This is a genomic window from Streptomyces canus (assembly GCF_030816965.1).
GTDB classification, from domain to species: Bacteria; Actinomycetota; Actinomycetes; order Streptomycetales; family Streptomycetaceae; genus Streptomyces; species Streptomyces canus_E.
This window is the reverse complement of the sequence record NZ_JAUSYQ010000002.1, coordinates 10,068,332-10,093,782: the sequence shown is the minus strand read 5'-3', so window position 1 is coordinate 10,093,782 and position 25,451 is coordinate 10,068,332. Positions and strand designations below refer to the sequence as shown.

The window sequence follows — 25,451 nt, the reverse complement described above, 5'->3', positions numbered from 1 at the left end:
TCGCGGATCTACCCCTCGACGAAGGCGACCGTCTCGTCAAGCGGCGCACGGCCTGTACGGGCGTCAGCCGCGTTGACGTCCTCGAACCCGATCGACATGCCGCAGAACAGGACGAGCTCGTCCGGGGGTGACAGAACCTTCGCGACGGTCCTGTGAAACTTCGCCCAGGCCATCTGCGGACAACTGTGCAGACCTTCGGCGCGCAGCAGCAGCATGACGGTCTGTAAATACATGCCGACGTCAGCCCACTGGGCTGGGCCCATGTCACGGTCGATGTAGCAGAACAGGGCAGCGGGCGCGCCGAAACAATCCCAATTTGCGGCAGCGGCTCTCTGACGCGCCTCCAGGTCCTCACGCGGTATGCCGAGAGCGCCGTAGCGCTGCTCACCGAAGGCGGATCGCCGCTCGCGGTAGGGCGCCTTCAGCGTGGCCGGGTACATCTCATACTCCGGCTCGTCCCAGGGGTCACCCGAGGCCAGGCGCTCGCCGGCACGCTTCTTGATCTCGGCCAGTGGCGCGCCGGTCACCACAAAGGGACGCCACGGCTGGATGTTCGATCCGGACGGCGCCCAGGCCGCGGTGGACAGAACGCGCTCCAGTGTCTCCCTCGGAACAGGGCGCTCTGTGAATGCGCGCACCGCCCGTCGGCTCGTGACCGCCTCATAGGTGTCCATGCCCGCCCGCTCCATTCCACTCCACAGGGCCTTCGTCACAGCCACGACGGTAGCAGTCGAGATCGTATCGTGTGAAACAATCAAGACGGAATCCACAGCCCCTGGCCCCCGGTCTCGGGCACTGCATCTTGGAGAAAATCCATGGCCACGCTGCTGCACATCGACTCGTCCGTGTTCTCTGGCGAGGCGTCCTCGTCCCGTTCGGTCACGGCCGCCTTCCGCAGGGCATGGGAGGAGCAGCACCCGGAAGGCACGGTGATCTACCGCGACCTCGCTGCCGACCCCGTCCCGCACATCACCGCCGACGCCTGGTCCGCCGGTTACACCTCGCCGTCCGAGCACAATCCGGAGCAGTCCGCCGCGTTCGCCGCACGCGTGAAGCTCATCGAGGAGCTGGAGCAGGCGGACGCCGTCCTGATCGGCGCCCCCATGTACAACTTCTCGATTCCGTCGACCCTCAAGGCGTGGCTGGACAGCGTGCTCCTGCTCGGCCGCACCGCCGGGGAGGCCCCCTCCGCCCAGGGCACCCCGGTCCTCGTCGTCGCCAGCCGCGGCGGCTCCTATGCGCCGGGCACCCCGCGCGAGGGCTACGACTTCGTACAGAACTACCTGGAGGCCGTCCTCAAGGGCACCCTCGGCCTGGACCTCGAGTTCATCGTTCCGGAACTCACCATGGCTCCTCGCAACCCGGCCATGTCCGAGCTGATCCCTCGCTACGAGGCGTCCCGCCGGCACGCCTTCGAAGAGGCGACCTCCAAGGCCAAGGGACTCGCGGAGCGTCTCGCCGCGTAACTGTGCGGGCCGCCGGACGCCGTGCGACGCCTCACCCCAGGACGTCGCACGGCGTACTCGGGGCCCACGCTCGTGCCACTGGCGCCCTGCCCCCCGGGGGGCAGCGCTGCAATGTGGACGGCCGAGTGGTCGGCCGTCCGGTGGCGCTCGCATGGGTGCAGATCATCATCCCGGCCAGGTGCACGGCGCGCGGCATCCGCAGCCCTCAAGGCAGGATTGCGCTACGGAAGCCACATGTGCCCAAGAGGGCCGACGCGGACGCGCCTACGCCTCGTCGTCTGCGGGATGGGCAAGCCGGGTCAGGAGATCCGTCAGCTGCTCGGGCTCGCCGCGCCCCAGTTCGGCAACCAGACGCTCAGCCAGCGGCTCTGCCGCCACGTGCGCGGAATCGAACAGCTCCAGTCCCCCAGGTGTAATCTCCACCGCCCGGACCCGCCGGTCCCCGGGAACCGCCTTGCGTACGGCCAGACCCTTGCGCTCCAGGTCGTCCACGATCCGCATGATCCCGGCTTTGTCCGTGCCTGTCGCCGCCGCCAGATCCCGCTGCACGGTGGGCCCGTGGTTGACCAGCTCGATCAGCACAGCGAAATGCCGCAGCTCGATGCCGAGCGGCCGAAGCGCCTCCCCCATCACCGCGCCTACACGCCAGTGCGCCCGGCGCAGCAGCAGCCCGAGAGCGAAAGGAGAGGGATCCCCGGGACGGTCGGTCGCACGCGCGGCGGTGGAGTGGTGGAGAACGTCGTCGGCCATGACATCAGTCTACTTCACTCGATACGGTCTCATTTGAAACTAAATAATGAGGCGCTTGCTTCCATCAGACTCGGAGACCCAGAACCAGCGAGTCCTTTTGCCAAGGTGGATCACCGCGGTGGTGTAGGCGTGGGCGGTGCCCACCGAGATACCGAAGGCCGCCGCGATCTGCGCGAGGGTGTCGTGCCTTCGCAGGTACACCAGGGCGACCAGCGCACGCCGGTACGGCGGGAGTTTGCACCGGCGGTCACCCTCGCGGGTGACGATGAGCATGGTTACCCCTTGGCCGCGACCGGCGGCGACATGAGCCACTTCGGCACTCCTGACCGCCTCGCCGGCTTCGGCGGCGTTGCTCCCGTTCCCCGCGACTCCGGCAAGACCAGCGGCAACCTCCGCCGCCCACGACGCTACAACCGCCGACTCCAACGAGTCTTCTACATCTCCGCGTTGTTCAGCATCCGTCACTGCGAGGACTCCCGCCGCTTCTACGACCGCAAACGCTCCGAGGGCAAGCGCCACATCCAGGCCGTCCTGGCCTTGGCCCGCCGCCGGGTCAACGTCCTCTGGGCACTCCTACGCGACGGACGGACCTACGAGGCCGTGCCTCCACCACTCACGCGGCTCGACAGACAGCATGAGGAATCAGTAGGCGGCCTGCCGGACGGGCGCGACCCCGGTGCGCGGCTTGCGGCGGGTCGGTCGGCGAGCCGAACGGTCCGAAACCAATGAAGCGATCGCCTGGTGGGTCGCGGCGTAGTCCTCGCGAGAGCCGGTGTAGCGCTGGAGCGGACGCGATCATGCCCAAGACATTGGCCATCGCCGCCGTCGACCGGCTCCTGCACCATGCCCACATCGTCCTAACCGAAGGGTCCTCGCTGCGGCTGACCCAGGTCACCAGCGGTCAGGGCGTCGTCCCCCTCGCCCCGGCCCGGTGACCTCTGTCTCCTCAGACGGGCTCCGGAAGCGGACCCAGGTGCTTGATCACCCGCTCACGCAGCAGGAGGTACTCCTCCCAGCGGCGAGGCAACGGGCCCGGCGGCCGCGCGACGACACGAGCAGCCGTGACCGTCTGCCCACGCTGGAACTGCTCGCGGGTCAGGTCGAGTTCCACACCGCTCGGCAGCCGGTTCCACCAGTGGAAACCGTGCTGGGTCCCGTCAAGATGCACCTCGCCGACCACGAGATCACCGCCGAAGACGTCGTCGCCGATCAAAGCCGTGATGTCGCAGTGCCCCCAGGCCGGGTTGCCCTGCTGCCAGTCGGCCTGGTCGTCGGGCGAGCAGGTGTCGGCAGACCAGCCGGCACGCAAAGCCTTGTCGAGATCAAGCAGGTTCCAAGAGGTCATGCCGCCCAGCATCGCAGCCACCACTGACATCACAGATTGCCCCGGGCGCCAAGGCCCGGCTGTCCCGAATCATGCACGGATACAGCCGAACAGAGGACGAATAGTCATACCGGACAGGGGGATCAACTGTCCGTCAGCAAGGACTTGAAATGTCGGCTCACCCGGATGTCCATTGTCCGTGGACAGTCCGAGCTGGGAACGTCCCCGCAGAAGAGCAAACGCGGCCGGCCAAGCACCGGCCTGAGCATCAGGGCCTCAGCAGTCCGCCCACCCACCAGTCGTGCGGCTTGCCGTCGTTGGCGATGCCGCGATTGCGCAGTGTCCCTTCGACGGTGAAGCCGAGTTTCTCGGCGACGGCACGCGAGCCGGTGTTCCCGGCCATGGCCCACCACTCGATGCGGTGGACGTCGAGGGTGTCCCAGCCCCAGTCACACAGGGCCCGAGCGGCCTCCACCGAGTACCCGCATCCGCGCTGTTCCTTGACCGCCCAGTAACCGAGCTCCCAGACGCCGCGGCTGACGAGAGTCAGGCAGTACGAGCCGACCAGGGCGCCGGTGTCCTTGCGGAACGCGCCGAGGGTGTAGTCCCTGTCCTCGGCCCACTGAGCGGGCAGCTTCTCGCAGACGAGCTTCTCCGCGTCCTCACGCCGGTACGGCACCGGCACCGGGGTGTAGAACTGGATGTCCTCGTCCTGGCAGGCTTCGTACACCGCATCCACCTCGGCAGGTGTGAAGGCCCGCAGCACCAGACGGTCGGTCTCAAGCGTCACTAAATCCATCGCGGCAGTATGACCACCATTAACAAGCGGCGACCATCGAATATCCCGACCGAGCACCGCCCATCACAACACCCCCGGGCTGGTCAACGGTCATCGCACACCCCAAATCAGCTGCCCCCGAGAGGGAGCTCCCCCACCACGGCCCCGTCCGGCCGGTACGGCAGGACGACGGCCGTCGCGAGGGACCGTTGAACGGACCCAGGTCAGCCACATACCACCGCAGCCCGCCGAGCGGACCGCTACCGGCAAGGGCACCAAGGGAGGCTCCGCCGAGCTCGCCTTCCCTCGCGGGACCGTTGGAGGAGGCGACCCGTACGACCCCGGCCAGTACCGACGCGCCCGCGCCGAGTTGGCCGAGCTGTCAGCTCGCTTTGCCAGATCTATTGACTTGCTCTCCCGTCCGTCATTACCGTCTCGCAGAATTTCGAACGACGTTCGACATCTCGAACGGCGAATATCTCGCATGAGTGCCCAATGGAGGACACCTCTATGCGTCATCGACCCAGACCCAGCACCCGCCTGGTGGCCGCCCTGTGCGGCTCGACGCTGTCCATGGCCCTGTTGACCGGGGGACCCGGGGCGACCCCCGCCCAGGCGGCCGACGACCCCAACGCGGTCGCGCTCGACAAGGACGCGATCCTCGCCGCCAACCAGCTCGACGAGCCGCAGTGGTACAAGGACAACATCCCTTTCCTCGACACCCCCGACAACGACATCGACGATGTCTACTACTACCGGTGGAGCACCTACAAGCGTGCGCTCCGCTACACCGTGCCGGGTACGGGTTATGTGTCGACCGAGTACGACGTGCCGATCGGCTACGCCGGGAACCCGTACACCGCGCTCCCGGACGCGGCCGGTTACCACCTGCTGGACGGGCGCTGGTTGCGCAACCGGGACTACGCCGGTGACTACCTGGACTTCTGGCTGCGCGGGGCGGGCAACTCGGGCGCCCGCAACTTCAGTGAATGGATCACGAGCGCCGCGTACCAGCGTTATCTCGTCACCGGTGACGCCGCTCAGATCAAGTCCGCGCTCCCCCACCTCATCGCGCTGTACAAGCGGTGGGACTCGAACCTCACCAGCGACATCACGGTGAACGGCACGCAGTCCACCAGCGACCTGTACCACCAGACCCCGCTGTCCGACGCCACGGAGTACACCGAGACGTCGATGCACAGCAGCGACTGGTTCGGCGGCGGCCGCGGCTACCGGCCCACGATCAACGCGTACATGTTCAGCGCCGCCCAGGCCATCAGCAAGATCGCCACACTGAACGGCGACACGGCGACCGCGAACGATTACGACGCCAAGGCCGCGCAGCTCAAGTCGGCCGTGCAGAACTCGCTGTGGGACCCGCAGCGCAACTTCTTCATGCAGGTCTACAACACGGACACCACCAACGGCGCCCTGAAGCAGACCAGGACGACCTGGCGGGAGCTGATGGGCTACGCCCCGTGGGCGTTCAACCTGCCCGACGCGCAGTACTCGTCGGCGTGGAAGTACGTGACCGACTCCAAGCGGTTCAAGGCGCCGTTCGGACCCACGACGCTGGAGCGGGTGCACGACTTCGAGGCGGAGCAGGCCACCCGCAACCACGCCAACTTGTTCAGCTCGTCGACCGCCTCCAACGGGCAGTACGTCGGGCAGATCGACTTCGACGACAGCTACGTCACCTTCACCGTGGACGCGCCCGGCGCCGGGACGTACCCGGTGACCGTGCACTACGCCAACGGCACCAGCGGCACGTCGACGCACAAGCTCATCGTGAACGACGACACCGCCAACCCGATCACGGTCAGCTACGCGCCCACCGGGGCCTGGCAGAAGTTCTCGGAGTCGCAGGCCGTCACCGTGCAGGTCCCCCTGAAGGCCGGCGCCAACACGCTGAAGTTCGCCAAGGGCACCAGCTTCGCCGAACTCGACCGGATCACGGCGAACCCGTACTTCGACTACCAGGCGATCCCCGCCACGCAGCAGCGTGACGACGCCAACTGCTGCCACTGGAACGGCCCGAGCTGGCCGTACCAGACGAGCCAGGTCCTGACCGGCATGGCGAACCTGCTCCAGGACTACCCGGCGCAGAGCTACGTCACCAAGGCGGACTACCAGACGATGCTGGCGCAGTTCGCCGACCTCCAGCACAAGGACGGCAAGCCCTACATCGCCGAAGCCGCCGACGGCGACACCGGCCAGTGGATCTACGACGGCCTCAACTTCAGCGAGAACTACAACCACTCCAGCTTCAACGACCTGGTGCTCACCGGTCTGCTGGGCATCAAGCCGCAGGCGGACAACACGCTGGTGCTCAAGCCGCTGGTCCCGTCCACCTGGGACTGGTTCGCGGTGGAGTCCCTGCCCTACCACGGGCACACCTACTCAATCCGCTGGGACCGTGACGGCACGCACTACGGCAAGGGCAGCGGCCTGCAGATCTTCCAGGACGGCCAGCGCATACAGCAGTCGTCGACGCTCGCCAACACCACCGTGAACGTGGCCGCCCCCGTCACCCCGGCACCGGCCACCCGGCTGATGAACGTGGCCGCCAACCCGCTGACCGCCGAGCAGGACTGGCTCGGCCGGACCATCACCCAGCCCTACCCGAAGGCCTTCGCCTCCTACACCAACACCGTCTCCAACGGTCCGCACTGCCACAGCGGGCAGACCTGCAAGCCCACCACCTTCGACGCCCCGCTGCGGGCCACCGACGGCTGGATCCGCTACGACAAGATCCCCGACGACCGGTGGACCAACTCCGGCTCGCCGAACGCCACCGACCACCTCGGCGTCGACTTCGGCGCCCCCCGGAAGATCAACGAGGTGAAGTTCTACACCTACGACGACGGCGCGAACATCCGCGTCCCGGCGAGCTACACCGTCCAGTACCTCAGCAACGGCTCGTGGGTGAACGTCCCGAACCAGGCCAAGAGCCCTGCCACCCCGGTCGCCGACAACGCCAACGAGGTGACCTTCCCGACGATCACGACCTCCCAGTTCCGGGTCGTCTTCACCCCCCAGGCCGGCAAGTTCGTCGGCGTCACCGAGCTGGAGTCCTGGTACCCGGAGACACCGGCCGTGAAGATCGTCAACAAGAACAGCAACCTGGAGCTCGGCATCTCCGGCTCCTCGATCGCCGCAGGAGGCGCCGCCCAGCAGCAGACGGCCGACGCCACAGCCAACCACCAGTGGAAGATCGTTCCCGCCGAGAACGGCTACTACAAGATATTCAACGCCAACAGCGGGCAGGTGCTCGGCATCAAGGACGCCTCCAAGACGGCCGGCGCCACCGCACTGCAGTGGGGTGACACGCTCACCGCCGACCACCTCTGGTCCGTGGTGGACGCGGGCGGTGGCTACTGCAAGATCATCAACAAGAACAGCGACATGGCTCTGGGCATTCAGAACATGTCCACCGCAACCGGGGCACAGGCCGTGCAGTGGGACGACAACGGCACCGCCGACCACCTGTGGCGCATCGCCGCAGCCGACGGATCCACACCGTTCAACTCCTGACCGCCCGTCCGCCGCGGCACGGCCGTCGGCCGGGGTCCGGAATTCCGGGTCCCGGCCGGCGCTGTCGCCATGGGGGCACCTCCCGTTACTTCGGGTCGGGTGCCGAGTCGGCTCTCATCCTCGCGTCCCGAGCGCGCAGGCAGCAGACGCCCTCAGGGAGGCACGGAGTCGATCCCGCCGACTCGGGCCACTGGGTGCCGGGACAGAGGCCGAAGCACCTTGATCACCTGCCCCGCCACAGGTCAGAGTCGCCGACATGCCCCCGCACGGCGCGGGACCCACGAGAAACCGAACGCGCGAGCAGCGGAGCCGCAGTAGCCCTCAGGCCTGCGGCCCGCCAACCATCCGGGAACGGCAGCAGATCCCGCACCAAGGCCCACTCCGCATCGCTCATGTCCGAGTCGTATCGAGGCCGGCGCTCCGGCCGGCCGGCCGCGTCCCGAACCGATGGGCGAGACAGTCACAGCCAGGAGTGGACGAACTGGACTCGGCGAGCAGGACCGCGCGACACTTCGACACCAGGGCCTCTTGCTTCTCGCTGGATTCGACAACCGCGAGCTACCAAGAGGCCCTTCTTCCACGCACCCGCACCGGCCGACTCACCCGAACCAGGCCCTTGTTCGAACCGTTCCTGTGGACTGAGCATGAGTGAGTCCGCTCAGCCGCACGCCCCGAACGGTCTTGGGCGCACTGGTCCCCGGCGTACTCAACCCCGAGGCAGCGACACGGATCCTGTCCATGGTCCGATCCCGGGAGGCCGGTTCCCTGCGCGACCCGGCCAGATGGGCACGGCCAGAGGCGACGGGGAGGCCCCGAACCATCACTCCGGTGGAGCGGGGGCCCCGCACGCTGGCGCCGTACCCGGTGTCCCAGGCCGCACGATCACCATAGGCCGAACGGCCCAGGACGCCGCAAGCCAGGAAGCCGACCATCACACGATCGAGTTAAACAGCCCTTGTACACGCTCCCCGTCAAGCAGTTGGCAACCCCTCCGACCACACAGACGGATAGAGAACGGCTAGTCAGGACGGCTCAGATCTCCTGGGGCTTGTAGGAGCTGGGGTCGCGCAGGATGACGCGGCGCAGCAGGTCGACGGTTTTGGTGACGCCCTCGACGGGGGCCACAAGAACGTCCTCGTGCTCGATGCTCAGGACGTCGTCGTAGCCAGCTCGGCGCAGGGCGAGGCAGAAAGCACGCCAGAACGAGTCGTCGTGGCCGTAGCCGAGGGTGACGTAGTTCCAGGAGCGTTCCTTGGCGGCCATGACCGGCAGCGTCTCCAGCCTGCTGGTCAGGGCCTGGCGGGAGGGTTCCAGCCGGGTGTCCTTGGCGTGCACGTGGTAGATCGCCTCGCCCAGGGTCTCGATGGCGGCCAGCGGGTCGGCGCCCATCCACATCAGGTGACTGGGGTCGAAGTTGGCACCGACCACGGGCCCGACCTCCTCGCGCAGGCGCAGGAGGGTGGGGACGTTGTAGACCGCCTGGTGGGCGTGCATCTCCAGAGCGAGTTTGGGTACGCCCCGGTCACGGGAGTGGGCGACGAGGTCTCGCCAGTACGGGAGTACGGCTTCGGACCATTGCCACTCGAGGATCTGTGTGGTCTCCGGCGGCCAGGAGACCGTGATCCAGTTGGGGTTGGCGTCGCCCGGCCCGCCCGGCAGCCCGGACATCATCACCACGCGGTCGACGCCGAGGAGCGGGGCGAGAGCGATCGTCCTGCGCGCGACCTGGTCGTGCTCGCGACCGCTGGGCCCGGGGTGCAGGGGGTTGCCTGAGCAGGTGAGGGCGCTGATCGTGAGCCCTCGGTCGGCGACCTTGGCCAGCAGTTCGCGGCGCGCGCCGTCGCTGTCGAGAAGCCGGTCGACGTCGATGTGCGGGGCGGTGGACCAGGCGCCGGTGGCGAACTCCACGTGGTCCAGACCGAGTTCGGCGGCCAGGTCCAGGGTCTCGTCGAGCGTGAGGTGCCCGACGCTGTCGGTGTTCAGACCGATCTTCATGATGCGTCCCGTCTGCGGTGTGGTCGGGCGGGGAGCGGCCGTTCCCCGCTGGTTCGGTGTGCCGGCGGTGGAGGTCAGATGTAGAGGGCTGGGCGGTCGGCGAGTTCCACCTCGACGCGGCGGCCCTCGGTCTGGGCGCGGATGCCCGCCTCGCAGACCGCGGCCACGGCGTAGCCGTCCCAGGCGCTGGGGCCGGTGACCTCGCCGCGCCGGGTGGCGTCGATCCATGCCTGGACCTCGCGGTCGTACGCTTCCTCGAACCGCTCGACGAAGCCGGGAGTGACCGTGCCGCCCCAGCGTCCGCCGGTGCTGACGAGCATGTCGTGCCGGTCGCCGATGCGGGCGGTGCCGTGCTCGCACACCGCCTCGGCCTGGACCTGGTAGCCGTAGCGGGCGTTGACGTAGATCTCGACGTCGACCAGGGCGCCGCCGTCGGTTTCGAAGACGACGAACTGCGGATCGGCCAGCCCTTCGGGCGCGTTGCCGGAGGGCCGCGGCCGCATGACGGTGACGGACGTGATCTCCTGGCCGAGCAGCCAGCGGGTGATGTCCATCTCGTGGGTCACCGAGTCGTTGATGAGCATGGCGCTGGTGAAGTCCGGCGGGCAGGACGGGTTGCGATGCCGGTTGTGCAGCATCAGCGGCCGGCCCAGTTCCCCGCCGTCCAGCAGCGCTTTGAGCTTGATGTACTCGTGGTCGTAACGGCGCATGAAGCCCACCTGCACCCGGCGGTGCCCGAGGCGTTGCTCGGCCTCCAGCACGCGCAGGGCGGAGGCGGCGTCGGGGGTGAGGGGCTTCTCGCACAGGACGGGCAGGTCGTACTCGAACGCGGTGAGCAGTGCCGCCTCGTGGGCGACGCCCGGGGAGGCGAGCAGCACCGCGTCGACGTCGGGTGAGGCCATCGCTTCGGCGACGTCGCCGTAGGCCGCGCATCCGTCGACGTCGGCGGCGACCGTCTTGGCGCGATCGATGTCGACGTCGACGACGGCGGCCACATGGGCGCCGCTGGTCACCTCGCTGATCCGGCGTACATGGTCGGCGCCCATGCGGCCGGCGCCGATCACGGCGACTCCAAGGGAGGTGTGGTGGGTCATGTGATTCCTTGCCTGGGGGTGGGGGGCGGCGGTGACGGTCAGCAGTGGGCCGGCCGGACCCACACGGGTCCGGCCGTGACCCGGGTCGTAAGCGTCAGCGTGTTCCCTTGGCGGCGAACGCGGCGACGGCGGCGACGTTGGACTTGTCGACGAAGGCCGGGCCGGTCAGCACGGGCGCGACGCCGCCGCCGCTGTAGTTGCCGTTGTTCTTGTAGAGCCAGAGGGAGTCGACCGCCAGGTAGCCCTGCAGGTAGGGCTGCTGGTCGACGGCGAACTGGATGCTGCCGTCCTGGATCGCCTTCACGAGTTGCTTGTTGAGGTCGAAGGTGGCGACCTTGGCCTTGCTGCCGCCGTCGGCCACCGCCTGCGTGGCGGTCAGCGCGACCGGGGCGGCGAGGGTGACGACGTAGTCGATGGAGGGGTCCTGCTTGAGCTTGGCGGTGATGGTCGACTGCACGGACGGCATGTCGGCGCCGTTGACGAACAGGTTTTCCGTCGTGCCCGAGAAGCCCTTCTTGACGCCCGCACAGCGTGCCTCGAGGGCGACCTGGCCCTGTTCCTGAATGACACAGGCGACCTTCTTGGCACCGAGGGAACTCAGCTTCTTGCCGACCGCCTCGCCCGCGACGGTCTCGTCCTGGCCGAAGTACTCGAGCAGTCCCTGCTTGTTCCAGTCGTCCACACCGGAGTTGAAGCCGACCACGGGTATACCGGCCTGCACCGCCTTGGCCACGGTGCCCTTCATGGCATCGGGCTTGGCGAGGGTGACGGCGATGCCGTCGACCTTCTGGTCGATCGCGTTCTGCACCAGGTTGGCCTGGTTGCCCCCGTTCGGGTCGGAGGAGTAGACCAGCTTGACGTTGTCCTTGGCAGCGGCAGCCTGGGCGCCCTTGCGGATGGTGTCCCAGAACGTGTCACCGGGGACGGCGTGCGTGATCATCGCGATGGTCATGCGGGGCGTGGTGGCCTTGCCGGCAGAGACGCCGCCGGCGCTCTCCTCCGACTTCTTGCCTCCCGAGCTGCTGGAGCAGCCGGCGACCGTGAGGACGGTACTGGCGGTCAGGGCCACCAGGACGGTGAATCTGCGGGAGCGGGAGGGAAGCGAGCGGTTCATTTCGGCACCTCACTGTGCTGACTTGCGGGAAGGGGTGATCCACCGGCGGGACGCAACACATCCCGTTGCGGGTCGGGCGGGGAGCTATTGGGTGGCCTGCTGTGCGGCTCGGGGTGGGTTCAGAGGGTGAACGCGGCGCGGAACCGCTCCATGGCGGTGTGACTGTCGCCCGAGGGCCATGCCTCCAGGGCGACCGTGCCGTCGTAGCCGAGGTCGGTCAGGGCGCGGGCGACGGCCGGATAGTTGATCTCTCCGGTGCCGGGTTCGCAGCGGCCGGGCACGTCGGCGACCTGGATCTCTCCGATCAGCCCCGCGCCATGCGCGCGGCGGACAAGCTCGATGAGGTTTCCCTCGCCGATCTGGGCGTGGTACAGGTCCAGATTCATCCGCAGACCGGGCCGATCAACTGCCGCGACCAGCGAGAAGACGTCGGCGGCCGTGGCGAACGGGACACCGGGGTGGTCGACGGCGGTGTTGAGGTTCTCCAAGGTGAAGGTGACGCCCGCGCTTTCGCCCAGTTCGGCCAGGCGGGTGAGCGTGCGGTGAGCGGTGATCCACATCTCGCCGGTGGCCTCGCCGGTCACCGGCACCACGGGCAGGCCCTCGCCGTCCAGGCCGGTGCCGTGCAGGTTGAGCCGGGGGCAGCCGAGATGCTCGGCGGCCTTGATCGACTCCTCGGCTGTGCGCAGGAGTTCGGCTGTGCCGTCCGGGTCGGTCAGGGTGCCGCGGATGTAGCCGGTCATCGAGGAGAACTCGGCGGGGGTCTGGGCCAGTGCGTTCAGGTCGTGCCGGGTCCAGTCCCAGATCTCCACTTGGAAGCCGGCCTCGTGGATGCGCCGGGCCCGCTCCTCGATCGGCAGGTCGCGGTAGACCATCTCGGCACAGACCGCCAACGTGTACATCGCAGCTCCCGACTTATAACGTTCTAAGAGAACAGGAGCAGTACGCCAGGCACCGGGCGGCCTGTCAAGGGTTTGTGCGGACATTTGATTTATAACGTTGTAACAACGTTGACCAGTGCGTGCCCTGCTGGGCTCGGTCTACGATCACCTCGGAGAAGACCCTCGAGCAGGAAGGCCGACGGTGCCATCGCGCTCTGCCGTCCCGGACGGAAAGCGGCCGACGCTCAGCGACCTCGCGGCGCGGGCAGGTGTCTCCGTGCCGCTTGCCTCCATGGTCATGCGCGGTGCCAAGGGGCCCAGCGCGGCAAGTCGCGAGCGGGTGCTGCGGGCCGCGCAGGAGATCGGCTACCGGCCGGACAGCAGGGCCCGCCTCCTGCGCAGCAGCCGCTCGCACCTGGTGGGAGTGCAGTTCGACCTGCGACAGCCCTTCCACGCCGACATGGTTGAGGCGCTCTACGCCGCGGCGGGTGCGGCCGGCTATCAGATCGCGCTCAGCGCCGTCGCCGCGAGCCGCAGCGAACAGGAGGCGGTGGAGACGCTGCTCGCCGACCGCTGCGAGGCACTGATCCTGCTCAGCCCCCATGCCCCGGCGGCCCGGCTGGCAGAATTCGCGGCGCAGCTACCCGTCGTCTCCGTGGCCCGCCGGCTGCGTCCGCTCGCCGAGGGCGTCGACGTCGTCCGCGCGGCCGACGACGAGGGCGCCCGCCAGGCGGTCGACCACCTCGTGGCACTGGGCCACCGCGACATCGTCCACATCGACGGGGGCAGGGCGCCGGGCGCTGCCGACCGGCGCCGCGGCTACAAGTCGGCCATGAAGCACCACGGCCTCACCGACCGCGTCCGCCTCGTGCCGGGAGGGCTGACCGAGGACCACGGCGCGGCAGCCGCACGAACACTCCTCGCCGAGGCTGCCCGCCCCACCGCCGTCCTCGCCTTCAACGACCACTGCGCGATCGGCGTCCTCGACACCTTCCTGCGCGCCCGTATCCCTGTGCCCGACGAGATCTCGGTCGTCGGCTTCGACGACAGCCACCTCGCCCGCCTCGCCCACGTCCAACTCACCACGGTCGGGCAAGAAGCCCGCCAGTTGGCGCGCCGGGCCGTGAGCCGGGCTATCGCCCGGCTGGAGGGTGGGGCGGCGGACGACGAACGAGAAGTCGTCGTCACACCACACCTCGTCATACGCAGCACCACCAGGGCACCTTGCCGCTCCTGACCCGCGCTGCTCCAGTCCCGGCCCGATCTGGTCGAAGTTCCACCGCGGCCCCAAAGGACCACCCGCGGCTGTCCGCCGAGGAACCCGCCTCCATCCAGGCGGACGCGCGAGCTGCACGTCGTCGTACTCGGTGAATGGCTGACGCCCAGCCCCACCCCACCCCGTCCACGGCTCCTGGCCCGCGTCTCTTTGGGGGGCGCGGGCCCGCAGCAACAGTGGTGGCGGGGACTGCGTAGAGATCGCCCCCTGTCCTCACTCCCCCACCACCGCGATACACATCCGCGACTCCAAAAACCCCGGCGGCCCAGGCCTCACCGTCGCCGGTGAGGCCTGGGCCGCGGTCCTCTTCTACAGGTAGTACCAGTCCACGGCCACGTCCTGGCCGCCGTAGCCGGTCGCGATGATGGAGACGTTGATGACGGGGTTGCCCTTGGCCTTGCCGCCCACATACCAGCACTTGATGAACTGGAAACCGCGCGTGGGCGGGCAGCTCTGGTCGGAGCGGTAACCGACCTTACGGCCGTTCATGGTCAGGGTGTCGGCAGCGAGGAGATGCACGCCGTCCCAGTACGAGTCGGATCCCGCCCCGTCGCAGGCGGTGAGCTTGCTGCCGGTCGAGGCGTCGCCCGTCGAGCCCGCGGCCTGCTGAGTGCCGTTGTACCAATGGGTGGAGGCGCAGTTGGCCAGCCGCTTCACCTGCGTCGCGCGCCAGCTGAAGTCGCCGCTGTACGTCAGCGTGTCCGCCAGGGCTGTTCCGGCGGTGATGCCGAGCGCGAGCGCCACGGCGGTCAGCACCATGCCGATGCGGGCCGCGATCCTTGCTCGACGTGAGTGCTTGTGGGGGGTAGGCGTCATTGTCCTGTCTTTCGCTCTGGGGGAAGAACTGGTGACTGGACGTGAGAGTGGCTGGCCCGTAGATCGTCGGCGTGACGTGATCATTCCTCGGCCGTAACGAACGCTCCTTTCTCCCGGCGATCTTGATGTGAGCGTCCTTTGCCCGTGTCTTTACGGACCCGCTGACCGCCGCGGCAACCCCTTTGCCCGCCCCGCTGTCCGGCCACTTAGCGGCGACCCGGACCAGTTCGTCCTTGTCGAACGGGTTGTGCTCTCCGGCGAAGCAGCCGCGCTGAAGCGTCGAGAACAGCGGTGTGGCCACGCCATGAGCGCGGGCGAGATGCAGTACCCGGGGGACGTCGAAGGTGTTCGCGGCAGGGCGGTCCCCGCTGTACGGCAGGCCCTCGGCCCGGGCCGGTTCGGCCATCTGCGCTTCCATCCGGCGGGCTTGCTCGGTCGTACCTCCGTGCTTGGCGACGAACACTTCCGGATCGGCACCGCTGTTGCGGACATGTCAGGATCCAGCTCGAAGGGCCGCGGAGGGTGAGCTACACCTGGCCGGCCGGAGCCGCGGTGGCGATTGCCCGTTCGAGCGGGTGCTTGCCGATACAGCACCAGGGGCAGCCCAGATCGGTCCGCAGCTCGGTGATCAGAGGGTGGTCGGTGTCCGGCATCGATGGCTCGGACGACGTGGAAGGGGACGTAGAGCCTCATTTCTGTGCGGGGGTCTTTCCCGAAAGGTGTGGGCACGGAGCCGAAGGAACACGAGCAGTGGTCCGGCCAGGAAGCCTGGGTCGAATCGGACCGCGTTTTCACGCGGGAGAACGGAGAGCCCTACCACCCCGACTGGATCAGCCGACGCTTCAAACGGCTGGTCGAGTTGTCCGACGCCCGGGTCGCGACGGATCCCGAACATGGCCGAAACCGGGGTCCTGTGCTGGTGTGCTCTCGAGTAACACTGGCCGCAGAGGTTGCTTGAGAGTTTGACGACCCCTCGACGATCGGAAGAGGCATGCTCCTGACGTCCCCCCATGGCCGCACTCGCCGCACGGCCCGTTCCGCTTCCCTGGCCGCCCTGCTCGCCCTCACCGGCGCCAGCGCCGTTGCCGCAGCTCCCACAGCGTCCGCAGCCCCCACGGCCTCACTCACCGCCGACGTTCCGCTGGCCGCCAGAGGGGCCGGCAACTCCGTCGTGTATTTCGGCAGTCTCCGGATCGACGACGGCACCTCCGTCACCTGCCTGAGCGCGTGGGGCGGCGACACCTCCGGCGGCAACGGCCGGATCATATTCGCCACCAACTACAAGATCACCGCAGGCACCACCTACGGCATCTCCGCCTGGGAGACCGGCAACTGCGACTCGCCCGGGTGGACGCAGTCCCTCGGCGGCGTGACCGTCAAGCCCACGGCCGCCGACGTCTCCAGCGGGGTCTACACGGTCAGGATCCCGTAGGGCGCGTGTCCGATACCGGACCGCTGAGCTCCAGCAGAACGCACCCGTCACGATCGCGTCAGCCCTCGTCCTGAGGGGTCTCGGGTTTGAATCCCCGAAGGTGACTCGATGGTCCACCCCAGGTCAGGCCTCTGACCTGGGGTTTTCGCCTTATTTGGCCTTGGGATCGTGCGAATCGGACACCCCAGGCATGGCGCTGGGCCGCCGATACCTGTGCTCCGGCACTGTCCAGCGGCATTGGCCGCGTTTGGTGCCACCCTGACCGTGACCGCGTACGGCAAGTCCCTGCTGCTCGCAGGCAAGGACGCGTTGAGGAGCATGGCGGAAGACGGGCCGTCGTCCGCAGCTCTGGGTAGCTGCCCTCGACAGCGGGCCGGTATCCCTGAAGAGCGGGTCGTTCCCCGATATGTCGGCGTCGTCCCTCCTGACAGCCGGGCCGCACAGCGGCACCACGTTCGACATCATCGCCGTTCAGTACGGGGCGCCAGGCCTCCTGCTGGAACAGCCGGACACCGAGCCGTTGGTTCGACTGGAGGAGAAGGACGCGGAGTTGGAGGGTGTCCGGCGGCCAACCGCGAACCGACCCGGGCCCTGGGCCAGAAAGAAGCGGCGCACCGCCAGCCAGGGCCGGCCCGCCTTCCAGTCGAGGTAGCCCTTGGGCTGTCCCCTCCGTCGTCGCCCGCGCCGCAGGAGCCGTCGCCGCCGATACGTCGCCGAGCCCGCCGCCAGGAGCAGCTGTTCGGCTCCGCCCCCATCGTCGAGGACGTCCTCGGCCGGTACACCGACGAGCTGGGCACCGCGCAGCACCGGTGACCAGCCCGCATGCCGGTCCGGCCGCCCGGGCGGGGCCCATCCGGTGAGTGGGAGGAACCCCTCTGACAGATCGCCGTACATCCCTGCCGCACCCGGAACAGGACCTGCCGGGCCGACTCCAGCCGGGCTTCACCTGAACTGGCAGAACCACGGCACCTGCTGCGATGGCAGCGGTTCCTGACAGCCAGGAGTTCTCCAGGCGAGCGACTGCGGCGCGGGGCCAACCGAGAGGGTCGGGTGACCCATCGGGACCGTTTCCCCTTCGGGCCGTTTCCCTGCCCCTCGGTCATCGCCGGAACACTTCCTCAGCAGCGACAGGTTCTCCACGGCACAGACGGCAGCCGACATCGCCCTACCGCGTCCGCGCACCCGCCGCGCCGCGCCGCGCCGGTATGAGCACTGCCTCCGCCGCCGACCCGGTACTCAACCGCCCGCCCTGTGGATGGCTGCTCCAGCCACGCAACCATCAAATGGGACAACGAATCGACCCCGCCCCGGCCCCTGTACGGCCCCTGGGTCCTGGCATCGACCCTCAAGACAGTCGCCCAGGCCGCGAGCGACACCCTCGATCATCTACTCACCCGCAGGTCAGGGGGTGGAGCTCCCCCCGACCACCATCCGACCCCAAACCCACGAGCAGTGGATCCGGTCCGTTCAGGCGAAGTTGACGCTCCGACACCCAAAAGAGAACGTTTACGCAGGTCAGAGGCCTACAAAAGTGGGGCGGGTGGGACTCGAACCCACGGCCGACGGATGATGAGTCCTTTGAGGATCTTGGCGGCCCTTGCCGATCACTGTTCACCTTGGCCGTTTTCCCAGGTCAGACGAGGTTTGGCACCTCAGTCCTTCTCGGGCCTTGTCAGTCTTTTCCGATCCTTGTGTCCAACCTGCGTCCAGAACGCGTCCCGGATGGGCACGCGCACCCGGTTCACGGATCCTCTCCCCAGCTGAGGAAAGGGTCTCGAAACCATGCGCAGCGGATTCCCTTTCCAACGCGCAGCGACTCAAGGGCGGGTGGATCGCCTCCCAAGTACGCGGGGCCGACATTTCCTCCGTCGCCTCAACGGTGACACCGTACGGACTATCCCCGCGTGGGCAGGGCCGACTTGACCGTCTCGGAGCCCTCGACGCCAGCCGGGGATAGCCCCACCACCACGTCGTCTGCAAGGACGGCCGTGTGGTGGCGGCCCTCCCCGGCGAGCACCTGACGGATGCGGTGGGCAGCATCGAGGAGCTGACCGGGCTACGACCGGACGCCTCGGGGTCGTCGCTGGTCTACGGCTGCGCCCGGTCCGGCACCTGAGCCCTGTCCGTTTCCGTGACCGGCCGGACCGGGTCTCACACGCTGAGTGCGGCCCGTACGGTCTGCTCGGCTCCCGTTCCGCCCTCGCCGGAGGACGTCACGCGGCCCGCCTCGAGCACGTAGTAGTGCTGGGCCGCACGCATGGCGAAGCCGACGTGCTGTTCAACAAGAAGGACGGAGAGGCCGCCGCGTCTGGTCAGGGCGAGGATCGTCTCCTCGATCTCGGCGACGACTGAGGGCTGGATACCCTCCGTGGGCTCGTCGAGGAGGAGGAGCCTCGGGCGGGTGATCAGGGCGCGGGCGATGGCGAGTTGCTGGCGCTGACCGCCGGAGAGCAGTCCGGCGCGGCGGCCGGACAGCTCGCGCAGAACGGGGAAGAGGTCCAGGGCCTCGGCTATCGCGTCCTTGCCGTCCGCACGGCCGTCGGCGACGAGTTGGAGGTTCTCGGTGGTGGTCAGGTGAGGGAAGGACTGCTGACCCTGGGGGACGTAGGCCATGCCACGGGCGACGCGTTGGTGCGGGGCGAGGCGGGTGATGTCCTCCCCGTCGAGCAGGATGCTGCCGCCCTCGGGCTTGATCAGGCCCATGGCGGCGCGCAACAGGGTGCTCTTGCCTGCGCCGTTGTGGCCCAGGACGGTGGCGACGCCGTCCTTCGGGACCGAGACGCTGACGCCGTGCAGCACCGTGGTGCGGTCGTATCCGGCCTGCACGTTGCTGAGTTCCAGCATGGGTCTCACGCCTCCTCGGCGACGGCCACGGGAGTGGCGGGGGCGGATTCGGGCACGGAGGCGCGCCCGAGGTAGACCTCCTGGACGCGAGGGTCGGCCTGGACCTCGGCGACGGTGCCCTCGCTGAGGACCTTGCCGGCGTGCAGGACGCTGACGCTGCGGGCGAAGGAGCGCATGAAGTCCATGTCGTGCTCGATGACGACGACCGTGCGATCCTCACTCACCCGCCGCAACAGGTCACCGGTGGCCTCGCGTTCGTCGTGGCTCATGCCGGCGACGGGCTCGTCGAGCAGCAGCAGCTTCACGTCCTGGACCAGCAGCATGCCGATCTCCAGCCACTGCTTCTGCCCGTGGGCGAGGACGCCTGCCGGACGATCGCGCAGCTCGGCCAGTCCAGTGATCTCGAGAGCCTTCGCGACCTGCTCGGGAATGTGCTTGCGGCGCCGCAGCATCGTCCACACTCCCCGCCCGGCGCCGACGGCGATGTCGAGGTTCTGCAGGACGGTCAGTTCCTCGAAGACGGTAGCCGTCTGGAAGGTCCGGCCGATGCCCATGCGGGCGATCCTCTGCACGGGTTGGCCCAACAGGTCCTCGTCGCCGAAGCGGACCGATCCGGTGGCCTTCACCAGGCCCGTGACCGCGTCGACCAGGGTGGTCTTTCCGGCACCGTTCGGGCCGATGAGGAAGCGCAGGTCGCCGGGGCGGATGTCCAGGTCGACGCCGTCGACGGCGGTGAATCCGTCGAACGTCACCCGCAGGTCGCGGACGGTCAGTCCCTCGCCGCTCATGCTGTCTCTCCAGTCGTACGAGTACCGGTACGGGGACGGCGCCTGCGAAGGACGACGCTCAGGGAGGCGAGGCCGCCGGGCAGGAAGCCGACCGCCACGACGAACAGCAGGCCCTGGAGATAGGTCCACGCGGCGGGGAACTCGTCCGAGAGCGTGCTCTGCGCCCAGGCCACGGCGATCGCTCCGAGCACCGCGCCCACCAGCGAGGCACGACCGCCCACCGCGGCACCGATGACGAACCCGATGGACGGTACGACCCCGATCAGCGCCGGGGAGATGATGCCGACCGCCGGGACGAAGAGGGCACCCGCCAGTCCCGCCATTCCGGCCGCGACGACGTACGCGATGAGCTTGATGTTGGCCGGGTTGTACCCGAGGAAGCGCACCCGCTCCTCCGAGTCCCGAACGGCGACGAGGAGTTCGCCGTAGCGGCTGACGAACAGCTGGCGGGCCAGAGCCATCAGCAGGAGCAGGACGGCCGCGATGACGAAGTACACCATGCGCTGGTTGACGGGGTCGTCCAGCGAGTAGCCGAAAAAGCCCTGTATGCCGGTGAGGCCGTTGGTGCCGCCGGTGGTGGCCTGCTGCCCGATGAGCCAGATGGACAGGGCGGCGGCCAGCGCCTGGCTCAGGATCGCGAAGTACGCGCCCTTCACCCGGCGTTGGAAGACGAAGAAGCCGAGGACGGCGGCGACCGCCATGGGCAGCAGCACGGTCATGGCGAGCGCGAAGGCCGGGTTGGCGAAGGGTTTCCACCACCAGGGCAGAGCGTCGCCGGTGCCGTAGAGCTGCATGAAGTCCGGGAGGGTCTCGCCCGTCGCGGCGGCGTCGGTGAGCTTGAGGTGCATGGCCATGGCGTAGCCGCCCAGGCCGAAGAAGACGCCTTGGCCCAGCACCATGAGCCCGCCCCGCCCCCAGGCCAGGCTGACACCGACGGCCACGATCGCGTAGCACAGGTACTTCGCGAGGAGGGAGAGCCGGAAGTCGGAGAGGACCAGCGGTGCGACACCGAGAAGGAGGACGGCACCCAGAACGAAGCCGCCGGGTACGCGGAGGCGTTCCAGCAGCGGGACGGGGTGCGTCGTGACGGGGGCTGTCGTTGTCGTCGTCATGCCAGGCTCCGGGTGCGCAGTGTGTACAGGCCCTGGGGTCGCCACTGGAGGAAGGCGACGATCGCCACGAGCACGATGACCTTGGCCACGCTGACCGTCGTCGAGTACTCGAGGACCGACTGGAGCACGCCGAGTGCGAAGGCGGTGATCACACTGCCCTTGAGCTGGCCGATGCCGCCCACCACGACGACGAGGAAGGCGTCGACGATGTAGTTGGTGCCCATCGTCGGGCCGATCGGGCCGACCAGGGTGAGCGCGACGCCGGCCACTCCGGCGAGGCCCGAGCCGATGAAGAAGGTCACGCGGTCGACCCGGCCGGTGGCGATACCCGATACCTCGGCGAGGTCGCGGTTCTGGACGACGGCCCGGATACGGCGGCCGAGCGGGGTGAGCTTCAGGATCAGCGTGAGGGCGAGGACGCTCAGCAGGGCGAGGCCGAGGATGAACAACCGGCTGCTGGCGAAGGTGACGCCGCCGCCCAGGGAGATGTTGCCGGTGAGCACGTCGGGGGCCGCGGTCTGCACGTTGGGGGCACCGAAGACGTCACGCGCGAGCTGCTGGAGCATCAGCGAGACGCCCCAGGTGACCAGCAGGGTGTCCAGGGGCCGGGTGTAGAGGCGCCGGATGAGCAGCCACTCCAGAAGCGCGCCCATGGCGCCGGCCACGAGGAAGGCGACGGGCAGGGCGACGAGCAGTGAGACGCCGGCGCTGCTGATGGATTTCTGCAGGACGTACGTCGTGTAGGCGCCGGCCATGATGAACTCGCCGTGCGCCATGTTGATCACGCCCATCTGACCGAAGGTCAGGGTGAGGCCGAGCGCGATGAGCAGGAGGACGGCACCGATGCTGATGCCGGTGAAGGACTGGTTGAGGATGACCGTCATGAGGTCGGCTCCGGGTCGGGGACGGGAGTGCGGGCTTGCCATGGCCGTGACCCGGCCCCGTGAAGGGGCCGGGTTCACCGGTGGGGGTGTGGCTCAGGAGAGGCCGGAGGCCCAGGAGTAGCCCTTGAGGTACGGGTCCGGCTTGATCGGCTTGCCGGAGTTCCACACCTCGGTGATCAGGCCGTCGGAGCCGACCTTGCCGATCCGGGCGGTCTTGTAGACGTGCTGGGTGACACCGTCGACGGTGACCTTGCCCTCGGGGGCGTCGAGTTCGATGCCGTCCGAGGCGGCCTTCACCTTCGCCACGTCGAAGGAGCCGGCCTTCTCGACCATCTCCTTCCACAGGTAGACGGAGATGTAGGCGGCCTCCATCGGGTCGGAGGTCGGCTTGTCCTTGCCGTACGCGGCCTGGTAGGCGGCCACGAACTTGGTGTTGGCCGCGCCCGGGGTGGTCTCGTAGTAGTTCCAGGCGGTCAGCTGGTCTTCCAGGTACTGGGTGCCGATGCTCTTGACCTCCTCCTCGGCGATGGAGACCGAGAGCACCGGCATGCTCTTCGCGGTCAGCCCCGAGGACTTGTACTCCTTGAAGAAGGCCACGTTGCTGTCACCGTTGAGGGTGTTGAAGACGGCGTCCGCGCCGGAGTCCTTGACCTTGTTGACGATGGTGCCGAACTCCGTGGAGCCGAGCGGCGCGTAGTCCTCGCCCACAACCTCCATGCCGTTGGCCTTCGCGTACGCCTTGATGATCTTGTTGGCGGTGCGCGGGAAGACGTAGTCGCTGCCGACCAGGTACAGCTTGGTCAGTCCCTGCTTCTTGAGGTAGTCGAGGGCGGGGACGATCTGCTGGTTGGTGGTCGCGCCGATGTAGAAGATGTACGGCGACTGCTCCAGGCCCTCGTACTGGACGGGGTAGAAGAGCAGCGACTTGTACCGCTCGAAGACCGGCTTGACGGCCTTGCGGCTGGCGGAGGTCCAGCAGCCGAAGGTGGCGACGACCTTGTCGTCGGTGATCAGAGCCTCGGCCTTCTCGGCGAAGGTGGGCCAGTCGGAGGCGCCGTCCTGGCTGATCGGCTTGAGCTTCTTGCCCAGGACACCGCCGGCGGCGTTGATCTCCTTGATCGCGAGCAGCAGGGAGTTGTGGACTGTGACCTCGCTGATGGCCATCGTGCCCGACAGGGAGTTCAGCAGGCCGACCTTGACGGTGTCGCCGGACGTGTCCGCCGTGGCGGCGGAGCCTGACGACGTGTCACTGCCGGTCTTGGCGCCGCAGGCGCTGAGGGTGGCGGACGCGCCGATGGCCGATATGCCGGCCAGAAGACCGCGTCTGCTGATGCTGAGCCCGGACATGCACAACCTCCTTGCCCCGAAGGGCGATGTGAAAGAGAGCGGAATGGCTCGGGAAGAGCCTCGGGAGGGAATGGATGGGACACGCTTCAGAAGCGGCGGCGTTGACGCACGGGTTCCCCAGCCGTTCCGGGGTGGCGTCCGGGCTGGTCGCTGAAGTGCGACCACAGCCTGCGAGGAAACTGTTTCCGGTGCGTTTCCCCGCAATTGAAGAATGGTTTCCAGCGGAAGTGAAATTTCGAGGTAAAACACAGAAGCCGCCACTGGAGATGCCTGCTTGACGGCATCGCGGTGGCGGCAATTAATGCTTCCTGCAGAAAGGATCAGTTTTCCCGGTTCCCCTTGTCAAGGGCTGGGCGATCACAGGTAGGCTCTGGGCACCGGCCGACGGTACGAGCGGAGGAGCACGATGGCGAGGCAGCCCCAGGAACTGCTCTACCTGCTGACACGGGCCGAACGTCTCGCCGTACGCCAAGTGCAGTCCGTATTGGACGAGTTCGACTGCTCCGTGGAGGCGTGGCGAGTGCTCGACCTGCTGTCCGACGGACAGGGCCACAACATGACGGCCCTGGCGGACCGCGCGTTCCTGCCGGCGCCGAGCCTCACCAAGCTGGTGGACCAACTCGTCGACCAGAACCTGGTCTTCCGCCGGGTCGACCCCGCCGACCGGCGCCGCATCCTGGCCCACCTCACCCCGCGGGGCAAGCAACGCTGGCAGCTCCTGGTTCGTGAAGTGCGTTCGGACTGGGGGGACCTGCAGCAACTACTGGCGGACGAAGAGCTGGCCGGCCCGCTCGCACGACTGGCCGAGGCCCTGGAGAGCCGGGACACCGGTCTGACCAGGGTCACAACACATCGTACGGAGAGCGCAGTTGGACGAGGACGTTGAAGTCGAGCCCGTCGGCCTCCGCCAGGTAGATGCGCTGGCGGACATGCCGGTCATGGAGGCGGAGCAGGCCGCGCGGCCCTTCGTAGGAGACGGTCTCGGCGGCGGCCGAAATCGCTGAGACGTCCAGCGTGCGGGCCCGCTCGATGAGCGAGGCAAGCAGCAGCACTCCCTCGTAACAGGACTCGCCGAGGCTGCCGGGAGCGGGGGCCTCGAATCCGAAGCGGCCGGCATACTGGCCGTGGAAGTCCAAGGTGTCCTGGTTGGCCAGCGAGGCGAAGAAGCCCGCCGTGCTGAACAGGTCACCGGTCGCCTCCGGGCCGCTGGCCATCAGCATGTTCTCGTCCATCAGCGTGCTCAGCCTGAGACACCGCTGATCGAGGCCGGAGGCGGCGAAGGCCCGGTTGAAGCGCACCGCGTCACTGCCGACCAGCAGCATCAGCACGCCGTCCGCATCCGTGTGCTCGATGCGCCGCAGCACCTCATGGAAGTCCTCCGCGCCCAGCGGGAGGTACGCCTCGCCACAGACCTGCCCGCCCCCGCAGGCGCGGGCGTAACGGCGGGCGGCCCGGGCGGTGTGCCGGGGCCAGACGTAGTTGTTGCCGACGACGAACCACCGCCGCACCCGCCGCGTCTCGGCCAAGAGGCGCATGGCGGGCAGCAGCTGCCAGTCGGGGGTCTCGCTGGTCATGAAGACGCCGTCGGTGTGCTCCCCGCCTTCGTACAGGGCGGTGTAGACGTACGGCACGCGGTGGGCGATGCGCGGTGCCAGCGCCTGCCGGACCGAGGAGATGTGCCAGCCGGTCACACCGTGCACCACACCCGTCGCCACCAGGGCATCGACCTCATCGGCGACCTTGTGCGGGTCGGCCCCGCCGTCCACCTCCAGCAGCCGCAGTTCCTTGCCCAGCACCCCGCCCGCCTTGTTGACCTCCTCGGCGGCCAGCCGCGCGCATGCCTCGCAGGCCGGGCCGAAGATTCCGGCAGGCCCCTGCATCGGGTAGACGAGCGCAACGTTCAGGGTCGAGTCGTCGGCCGTGAACCACTCGGGGAGGTGGAGGCTGAGCGGCCGGTGCATGGGCACATGATCGCCCCAGCACCATCAGCACCCAAGCACTGACCCGGATTGAGAC

22 protein-coding genes and 4 pseudogenes are annotated in these 25,451 nt (G+C 68.2%); 9 read left to right on the top strand and 17 right to left on the bottom strand.

Translation table 11 applies throughout. The features are described from left to right. Positions 1-8 precede the first annotated feature (8 nt). The gene (locus tag QF027_RS47255) at positions 9-674 is read right to left on the bottom strand and encodes a nitroreductase (protein ID WP_307081786.1); all 666 of its coding nucleotides are present in this window, start codon (positions 672-674) and stop codon (positions 9-11) included. A 141-nt stretch (positions 675-815) separates the two neighbouring features. On the opposite strand from QF027_RS47255, the gene QF027_RS47250 reads away from it, so the two are divergent. Then, positions 816-1,466, top strand: coding sequence for an FMN-dependent NADH-azoreductase (locus QF027_RS47250; RefSeq protein WP_306972691.1), 651 nt, complete (start codon positions 816-818; stop codon positions 1,464-1,466). Positions 1,467-1,730: 264 nt separating this feature from the next. Here QF027_RS47250 and QF027_RS47245 read toward each other — a convergent pair whose 3' ends face one another. Continuing rightward, a complete protein-coding gene (locus QF027_RS47245; protein ID WP_306972692.1) occupies positions 1,731-2,216 on the bottom strand; it encodes a MarR family winged helix-turn-helix transcriptional regulator in 486 nt (161 codons plus the stop codon). Positions 2,217-2,318: 102 nt separating this feature from the next. Next, a pseudogene (locus tag QF027_RS47240) lies at positions 2,319-2,489 on the bottom strand (helix-turn-helix domain-containing protein); the annotation flags it as partial. Between the two features lie 9 nt (positions 2,490-2,498). Here QF027_RS47240 and QF027_RS47235 point away from each other — a divergent pair. Next, positions 2,499-2,825: pseudogene (locus tag QF027_RS47235) on the top strand (transposase); the annotation flags it as partial. A 170-nt stretch (positions 2,826-2,995) separates the two neighbouring features. Further along, positions 2,996-3,151 (top strand): annotated as a pseudogene (locus tag QF027_RS47230) (ATP-binding protein); the annotation flags it as partial. Between the two features lie 11 nt (positions 3,152-3,162). On the opposite strand, the gene QF027_RS47225 reads toward QF027_RS47230, so the two are convergent. Together QF027_RS47225 and QF027_RS47220 are read right to left on the bottom strand one after the other, a co-directional pair. Next, positions 3,163-3,561, bottom strand: coding sequence for a YunG family protein (locus tag QF027_RS47225; protein ID WP_307081784.1), 399 nt, complete (start codon positions 3,559-3,561; stop codon positions 3,163-3,165). A 247-nt stretch (positions 3,562-3,808) separates the two neighbouring features. Continuing rightward, positions 3,809-4,339, bottom strand: coding sequence for a GNAT family N-acetyltransferase (locus tag QF027_RS47220; RefSeq protein WP_307081782.1), 531 nt, complete (start codon positions 4,337-4,339; stop codon positions 3,809-3,811). A 489-nt stretch (positions 4,340-4,828) separates the two neighbouring features. Between QF027_RS47220 and QF027_RS47215 the strand changes: the two genes are divergently transcribed. Continuing rightward, entirely contained in the window at positions 4,829-7,852 is a 3,024-nt protein-coding gene (locus tag QF027_RS47215) for an MGH1-like glycoside hydrolase domain-containing protein (RefSeq protein WP_307081780.1), read from the top strand. A 1,032-nt stretch (positions 7,853-8,884) separates the two neighbouring features. Here QF027_RS47215 and QF027_RS47210 read toward each other — a convergent pair. From QF027_RS47210 to QF027_RS47195, 4 genes are all read right to left on the bottom strand, one after another. After that, positions 8,885-9,847 (bottom strand): sugar phosphate isomerase/epimerase family protein, encoded by a 963-nt coding sequence (locus QF027_RS47210; RefSeq protein WP_307081778.1) that lies wholly within the window; start codon positions 9,845-9,847, stop codon positions 8,885-8,887. 74 nt (positions 9,848-9,921) lie between these two features. Next, on the bottom strand, positions 9,922-10,941 hold the full coding sequence (locus QF027_RS47205) for a Gfo/Idh/MocA family protein (protein WP_307081776.1): 1,020 nt from the start codon (positions 10,939-10,941) through the stop codon (positions 9,922-9,924). A 94-nt stretch (positions 10,942-11,035) separates the two neighbouring features. Beyond that, positions 11,036-12,055, bottom strand: coding sequence for a sugar ABC transporter substrate-binding protein (locus tag QF027_RS47200; RefSeq protein ID WP_307081774.1), 1,020 nt, complete (start codon positions 12,053-12,055; stop codon positions 11,036-11,038). 119 nt (positions 12,056-12,174) lie between these two features. Continuing rightward, positions 12,175-12,957 carry a TIM barrel protein gene (locus tag QF027_RS47195; protein WP_307081772.1) on the bottom strand — a complete coding sequence of 261 codons (783 nt, stop codon included), beginning with the start codon at positions 12,955-12,957 and terminating at the stop codon, positions 12,175-12,177. Positions 12,958-13,138: 181 nt separating this feature from the next. Here QF027_RS47195 and QF027_RS47190 point away from each other — a divergent pair, with 181 nt between their 5' ends. Next, the gene (locus tag QF027_RS47190) at positions 13,139-14,173 is read left to right on the top strand and encodes a LacI family DNA-binding transcriptional regulator (RefSeq protein WP_306972700.1); all 1,035 of its coding nucleotides are present in this window, start codon (positions 13,139-13,141) and stop codon (positions 14,171-14,173) included. A gap of 217 nt (positions 14,174-14,390) precedes the next feature. Further along, positions 14,391-14,531 (top strand): annotated as a pseudogene (locus tag QF027_RS47185) (DUF397 domain-containing protein); the annotation flags it as partial. Here the strand turns inward: QF027_RS47185 and QF027_RS47180 are convergent. Then, complete coding sequence (locus QF027_RS47180; protein WP_307081770.1) at positions 14,522-15,028, bottom strand: hypothetical protein; 507 nt, start codon at positions 15,026-15,028, stop codon at positions 14,522-14,524. The pseudogene QF027_RS47185 and the gene QF027_RS47180 overlap by 10 nt on opposite strands. Before the next feature lie 991 nt (positions 15,029-16,019). On the opposite strand from QF027_RS47180, the gene QF027_RS47175 reads away from it, so the two are divergent. Further along, positions 16,020-16,460: a hypothetical protein gene (locus tag QF027_RS47175; RefSeq protein ID WP_306972703.1), complete on the top strand. Its 441-nt coding sequence runs from the start codon at positions 16,020-16,022 to the stop codon at positions 16,458-16,460. Positions 16,461-16,931: 471 nt separating this feature from the next. Here the strand turns inward: QF027_RS47175 and QF027_RS47170 are convergent, their stop codons facing one another. Beyond that, positions 16,932-17,354, bottom strand: a complete 423-nt coding sequence (locus tag QF027_RS47170; protein ID WP_307081766.1) for a hypothetical protein — start codon at positions 17,352-17,354, stop codon at positions 16,932-16,934. A 1,096-nt stretch (positions 17,355-18,450) separates the two neighbouring features. Here QF027_RS47170 and QF027_RS47165 point away from each other — a divergent pair. Beyond that, positions 18,451-18,576, top strand: coding sequence for a hypothetical protein (locus tag QF027_RS47165; RefSeq protein ID WP_306972704.1), 126 nt, complete (start codon positions 18,451-18,453; stop codon positions 18,574-18,576). A gap of 35 nt (positions 18,577-18,611) precedes the next feature. Here QF027_RS47165 and urtE read toward each other — a convergent pair whose 3' ends face one another. The 5 genes from urtE to urtA all read right to left on the bottom strand — a co-directional run bounded on the left by urtE (position 18,612) and on the right by urtA (position 23,435). Further along, positions 18,612-19,304 (bottom strand): urea ABC transporter ATP-binding subunit UrtE, encoded by a 693-nt coding sequence (gene urtE / locus QF027_RS47160; RefSeq protein ID WP_307081765.1) that lies wholly within the window; start codon positions 19,302-19,304, stop codon positions 18,612-18,614. Positions 19,305-19,309: 5 nt separating this feature from the next. Beyond that, positions 19,310-20,092, bottom strand: coding sequence for an urea ABC transporter ATP-binding protein UrtD (urtD, locus tag QF027_RS47155; RefSeq protein WP_307081763.1), 783 nt, complete (start codon positions 20,090-20,092; stop codon positions 19,310-19,312). Next, entirely contained in the window at positions 20,089-21,204 is a 1,116-nt protein-coding gene (gene urtC, locus QF027_RS47150) for an urea ABC transporter permease subunit UrtC (protein WP_306972707.1), read from the bottom strand. The genes urtD and urtC overlap by 4 nt, the downstream gene beginning before the upstream one ends. Next, on the bottom strand, positions 21,201-22,088 hold the full coding sequence (gene urtB / locus QF027_RS47145; protein WP_306972708.1) for an urea ABC transporter permease subunit UrtB: 888 nt from the start codon (positions 22,086-22,088) through the stop codon (positions 21,201-21,203). The genes urtC and urtB overlap by 4 nt, the downstream gene beginning before the upstream one ends. 93 nt (positions 22,089-22,181) lie before the next feature. Further along, on the bottom strand, positions 22,182-23,435 hold the full coding sequence (gene urtA, locus QF027_RS47140) for an urea ABC transporter substrate-binding protein (protein WP_306972709.1): 1,254 nt from the start codon (positions 23,433-23,435) through the stop codon (positions 22,182-22,184). 406 nt (positions 23,436-23,841) lie between these two features. Between urtA and QF027_RS47135 the strand changes: the two genes are divergently transcribed. Then, positions 23,842-24,321: a MarR family winged helix-turn-helix transcriptional regulator gene (locus QF027_RS47135; RefSeq protein ID WP_307081761.1), complete on the top strand. Its 480-nt coding sequence runs from the start codon at positions 23,842-23,844 to the stop codon at positions 24,319-24,321. Here QF027_RS47135 and QF027_RS47130 read toward each other — a convergent pair. Then, positions 24,278-25,396: a substrate-binding domain-containing protein gene (locus QF027_RS47130; RefSeq protein WP_307081759.1), complete on the bottom strand. Its 1,119-nt coding sequence runs from the start codon at positions 25,394-25,396 to the stop codon at positions 24,278-24,280. The genes QF027_RS47135 and QF027_RS47130 overlap by 44 nt on opposite strands. Between the last annotated feature and the right edge of the window lie 55 nt (positions 25,397-25,451).

What these genes read in the sequence shown, in the direction of transcription:
- QF027_RS47255 (WP_307081786.1), bottom strand. Translation starts at nt 674, where the DNA reads ATGGACACCTATGAGGCGGTCACGAGCCGACGGGCGGTGCGCGCATTC.
- QF027_RS47250 (WP_306972691.1), top strand. Translation starts at nt 816, where the DNA reads ATGGCCACGCTGCTGCACATCGACTCGTCCGTGTTCTCTGGCGAGGCG.
- QF027_RS47245 (WP_306972692.1), bottom strand. Translation starts at nt 2,216, where the DNA reads ATGGCCGACGACGTTCTCCACCACTCCACCGCCGCGCGTGCGACCGAC.
- QF027_RS47225 (WP_307081784.1), bottom strand. Translation starts at nt 3,561, where the DNA reads ATGACCTCTTGGAACCTGCTTGATCTCGACAAGGCTTTGCGTGCCGGC.
- QF027_RS47220 (WP_307081782.1), bottom strand. Translation starts at nt 4,339, where the DNA reads ATGGATTTAGTGACGCTTGAGACCGACCGTCTGGTGCTGCGGGCCTTC.
- QF027_RS47215 (WP_307081780.1), top strand. Translation starts at nt 4,829, where the DNA reads ATGCGTCATCGACCCAGACCCAGCACCCGCCTGGTGGCCGCCCTGTGC.
- QF027_RS47210 (WP_307081778.1), bottom strand. Translation starts at nt 9,847, where the DNA reads ATGAAGATCGGTCTGAACACCGACAGCGTCGGGCACCTCACGCTCGAC.
- QF027_RS47205 (WP_307081776.1), bottom strand. Translation starts at nt 10,941, where the DNA reads ATGACCCACCACACCTCCCTTGGAGTCGCCGTGATCGGCGCCGGCCGC.
- QF027_RS47200 (WP_307081774.1), bottom strand. Translation starts at nt 12,055, where the DNA reads ATGAACCGCTCGCTTCCCTCCCGCTCCCGCAGATTCACCGTCCTGGTG.
- QF027_RS47195 (WP_307081772.1), bottom strand. Translation starts at nt 12,957, where the DNA reads ATGTACACGTTGGCGGTCTGTGCCGAGATGGTCTACCGCGACCTGCCG.
- QF027_RS47180 (WP_307081770.1), bottom strand. Translation starts at nt 15,028, where the DNA reads ATGACGCCTACCCCCCACAAGCACTCACGTCGAGCAAGGATCGCGGCC.
- QF027_RS47175 (WP_306972703.1), top strand. Translation starts at nt 16,020, where the DNA reads ATGCTCCTGACGTCCCCCCATGGCCGCACTCGCCGCACGGCCCGTTCC.
- QF027_RS47170 (WP_307081766.1), bottom strand. Translation starts at nt 17,354, where the DNA reads ATGTACGGCGATCTGTCAGAGGGGTTCCTCCCACTCACCGGATGGGCC.
- urtE (WP_307081765.1), bottom strand. Translation starts at nt 19,304, where the DNA reads ATGCTGGAACTCAGCAACGTGCAGGCCGGATACGACCGCACCACGGTG.
- urtD (WP_307081763.1), bottom strand. Translation starts at nt 20,092, where the DNA reads ATGAGCGGCGAGGGACTGACCGTCCGCGACCTGCGGGTGACGTTCGAC.
- urtC (WP_306972707.1), bottom strand. Translation starts at nt 21,204, where the DNA reads ATGACGACGACAACGACAGCCCCCGTCACGACGCACCCCGTCCCGCTG.
- urtB (WP_306972708.1), bottom strand. Translation starts at nt 22,088, where the DNA reads ATGACGGTCATCCTCAACCAGTCCTTCACCGGCATCAGCATCGGTGCC.
- urtA (WP_306972709.1), bottom strand. Translation starts at nt 23,435, where the DNA reads ATGTCCGGGCTCAGCATCAGCAGACGCGGTCTTCTGGCCGGCATATCG.
- QF027_RS47135 (WP_307081761.1), top strand. Translation starts at nt 23,842, where the DNA reads ATGGCGAGGCAGCCCCAGGAACTGCTCTACCTGCTGACACGGGCCGAA.
- QF027_RS47130 (WP_307081759.1), bottom strand. Translation starts at nt 25,396, where the DNA reads ATGCACCGGCCGCTCAGCCTCCACCTCCCCGAGTGGTTCACGGCCGAC.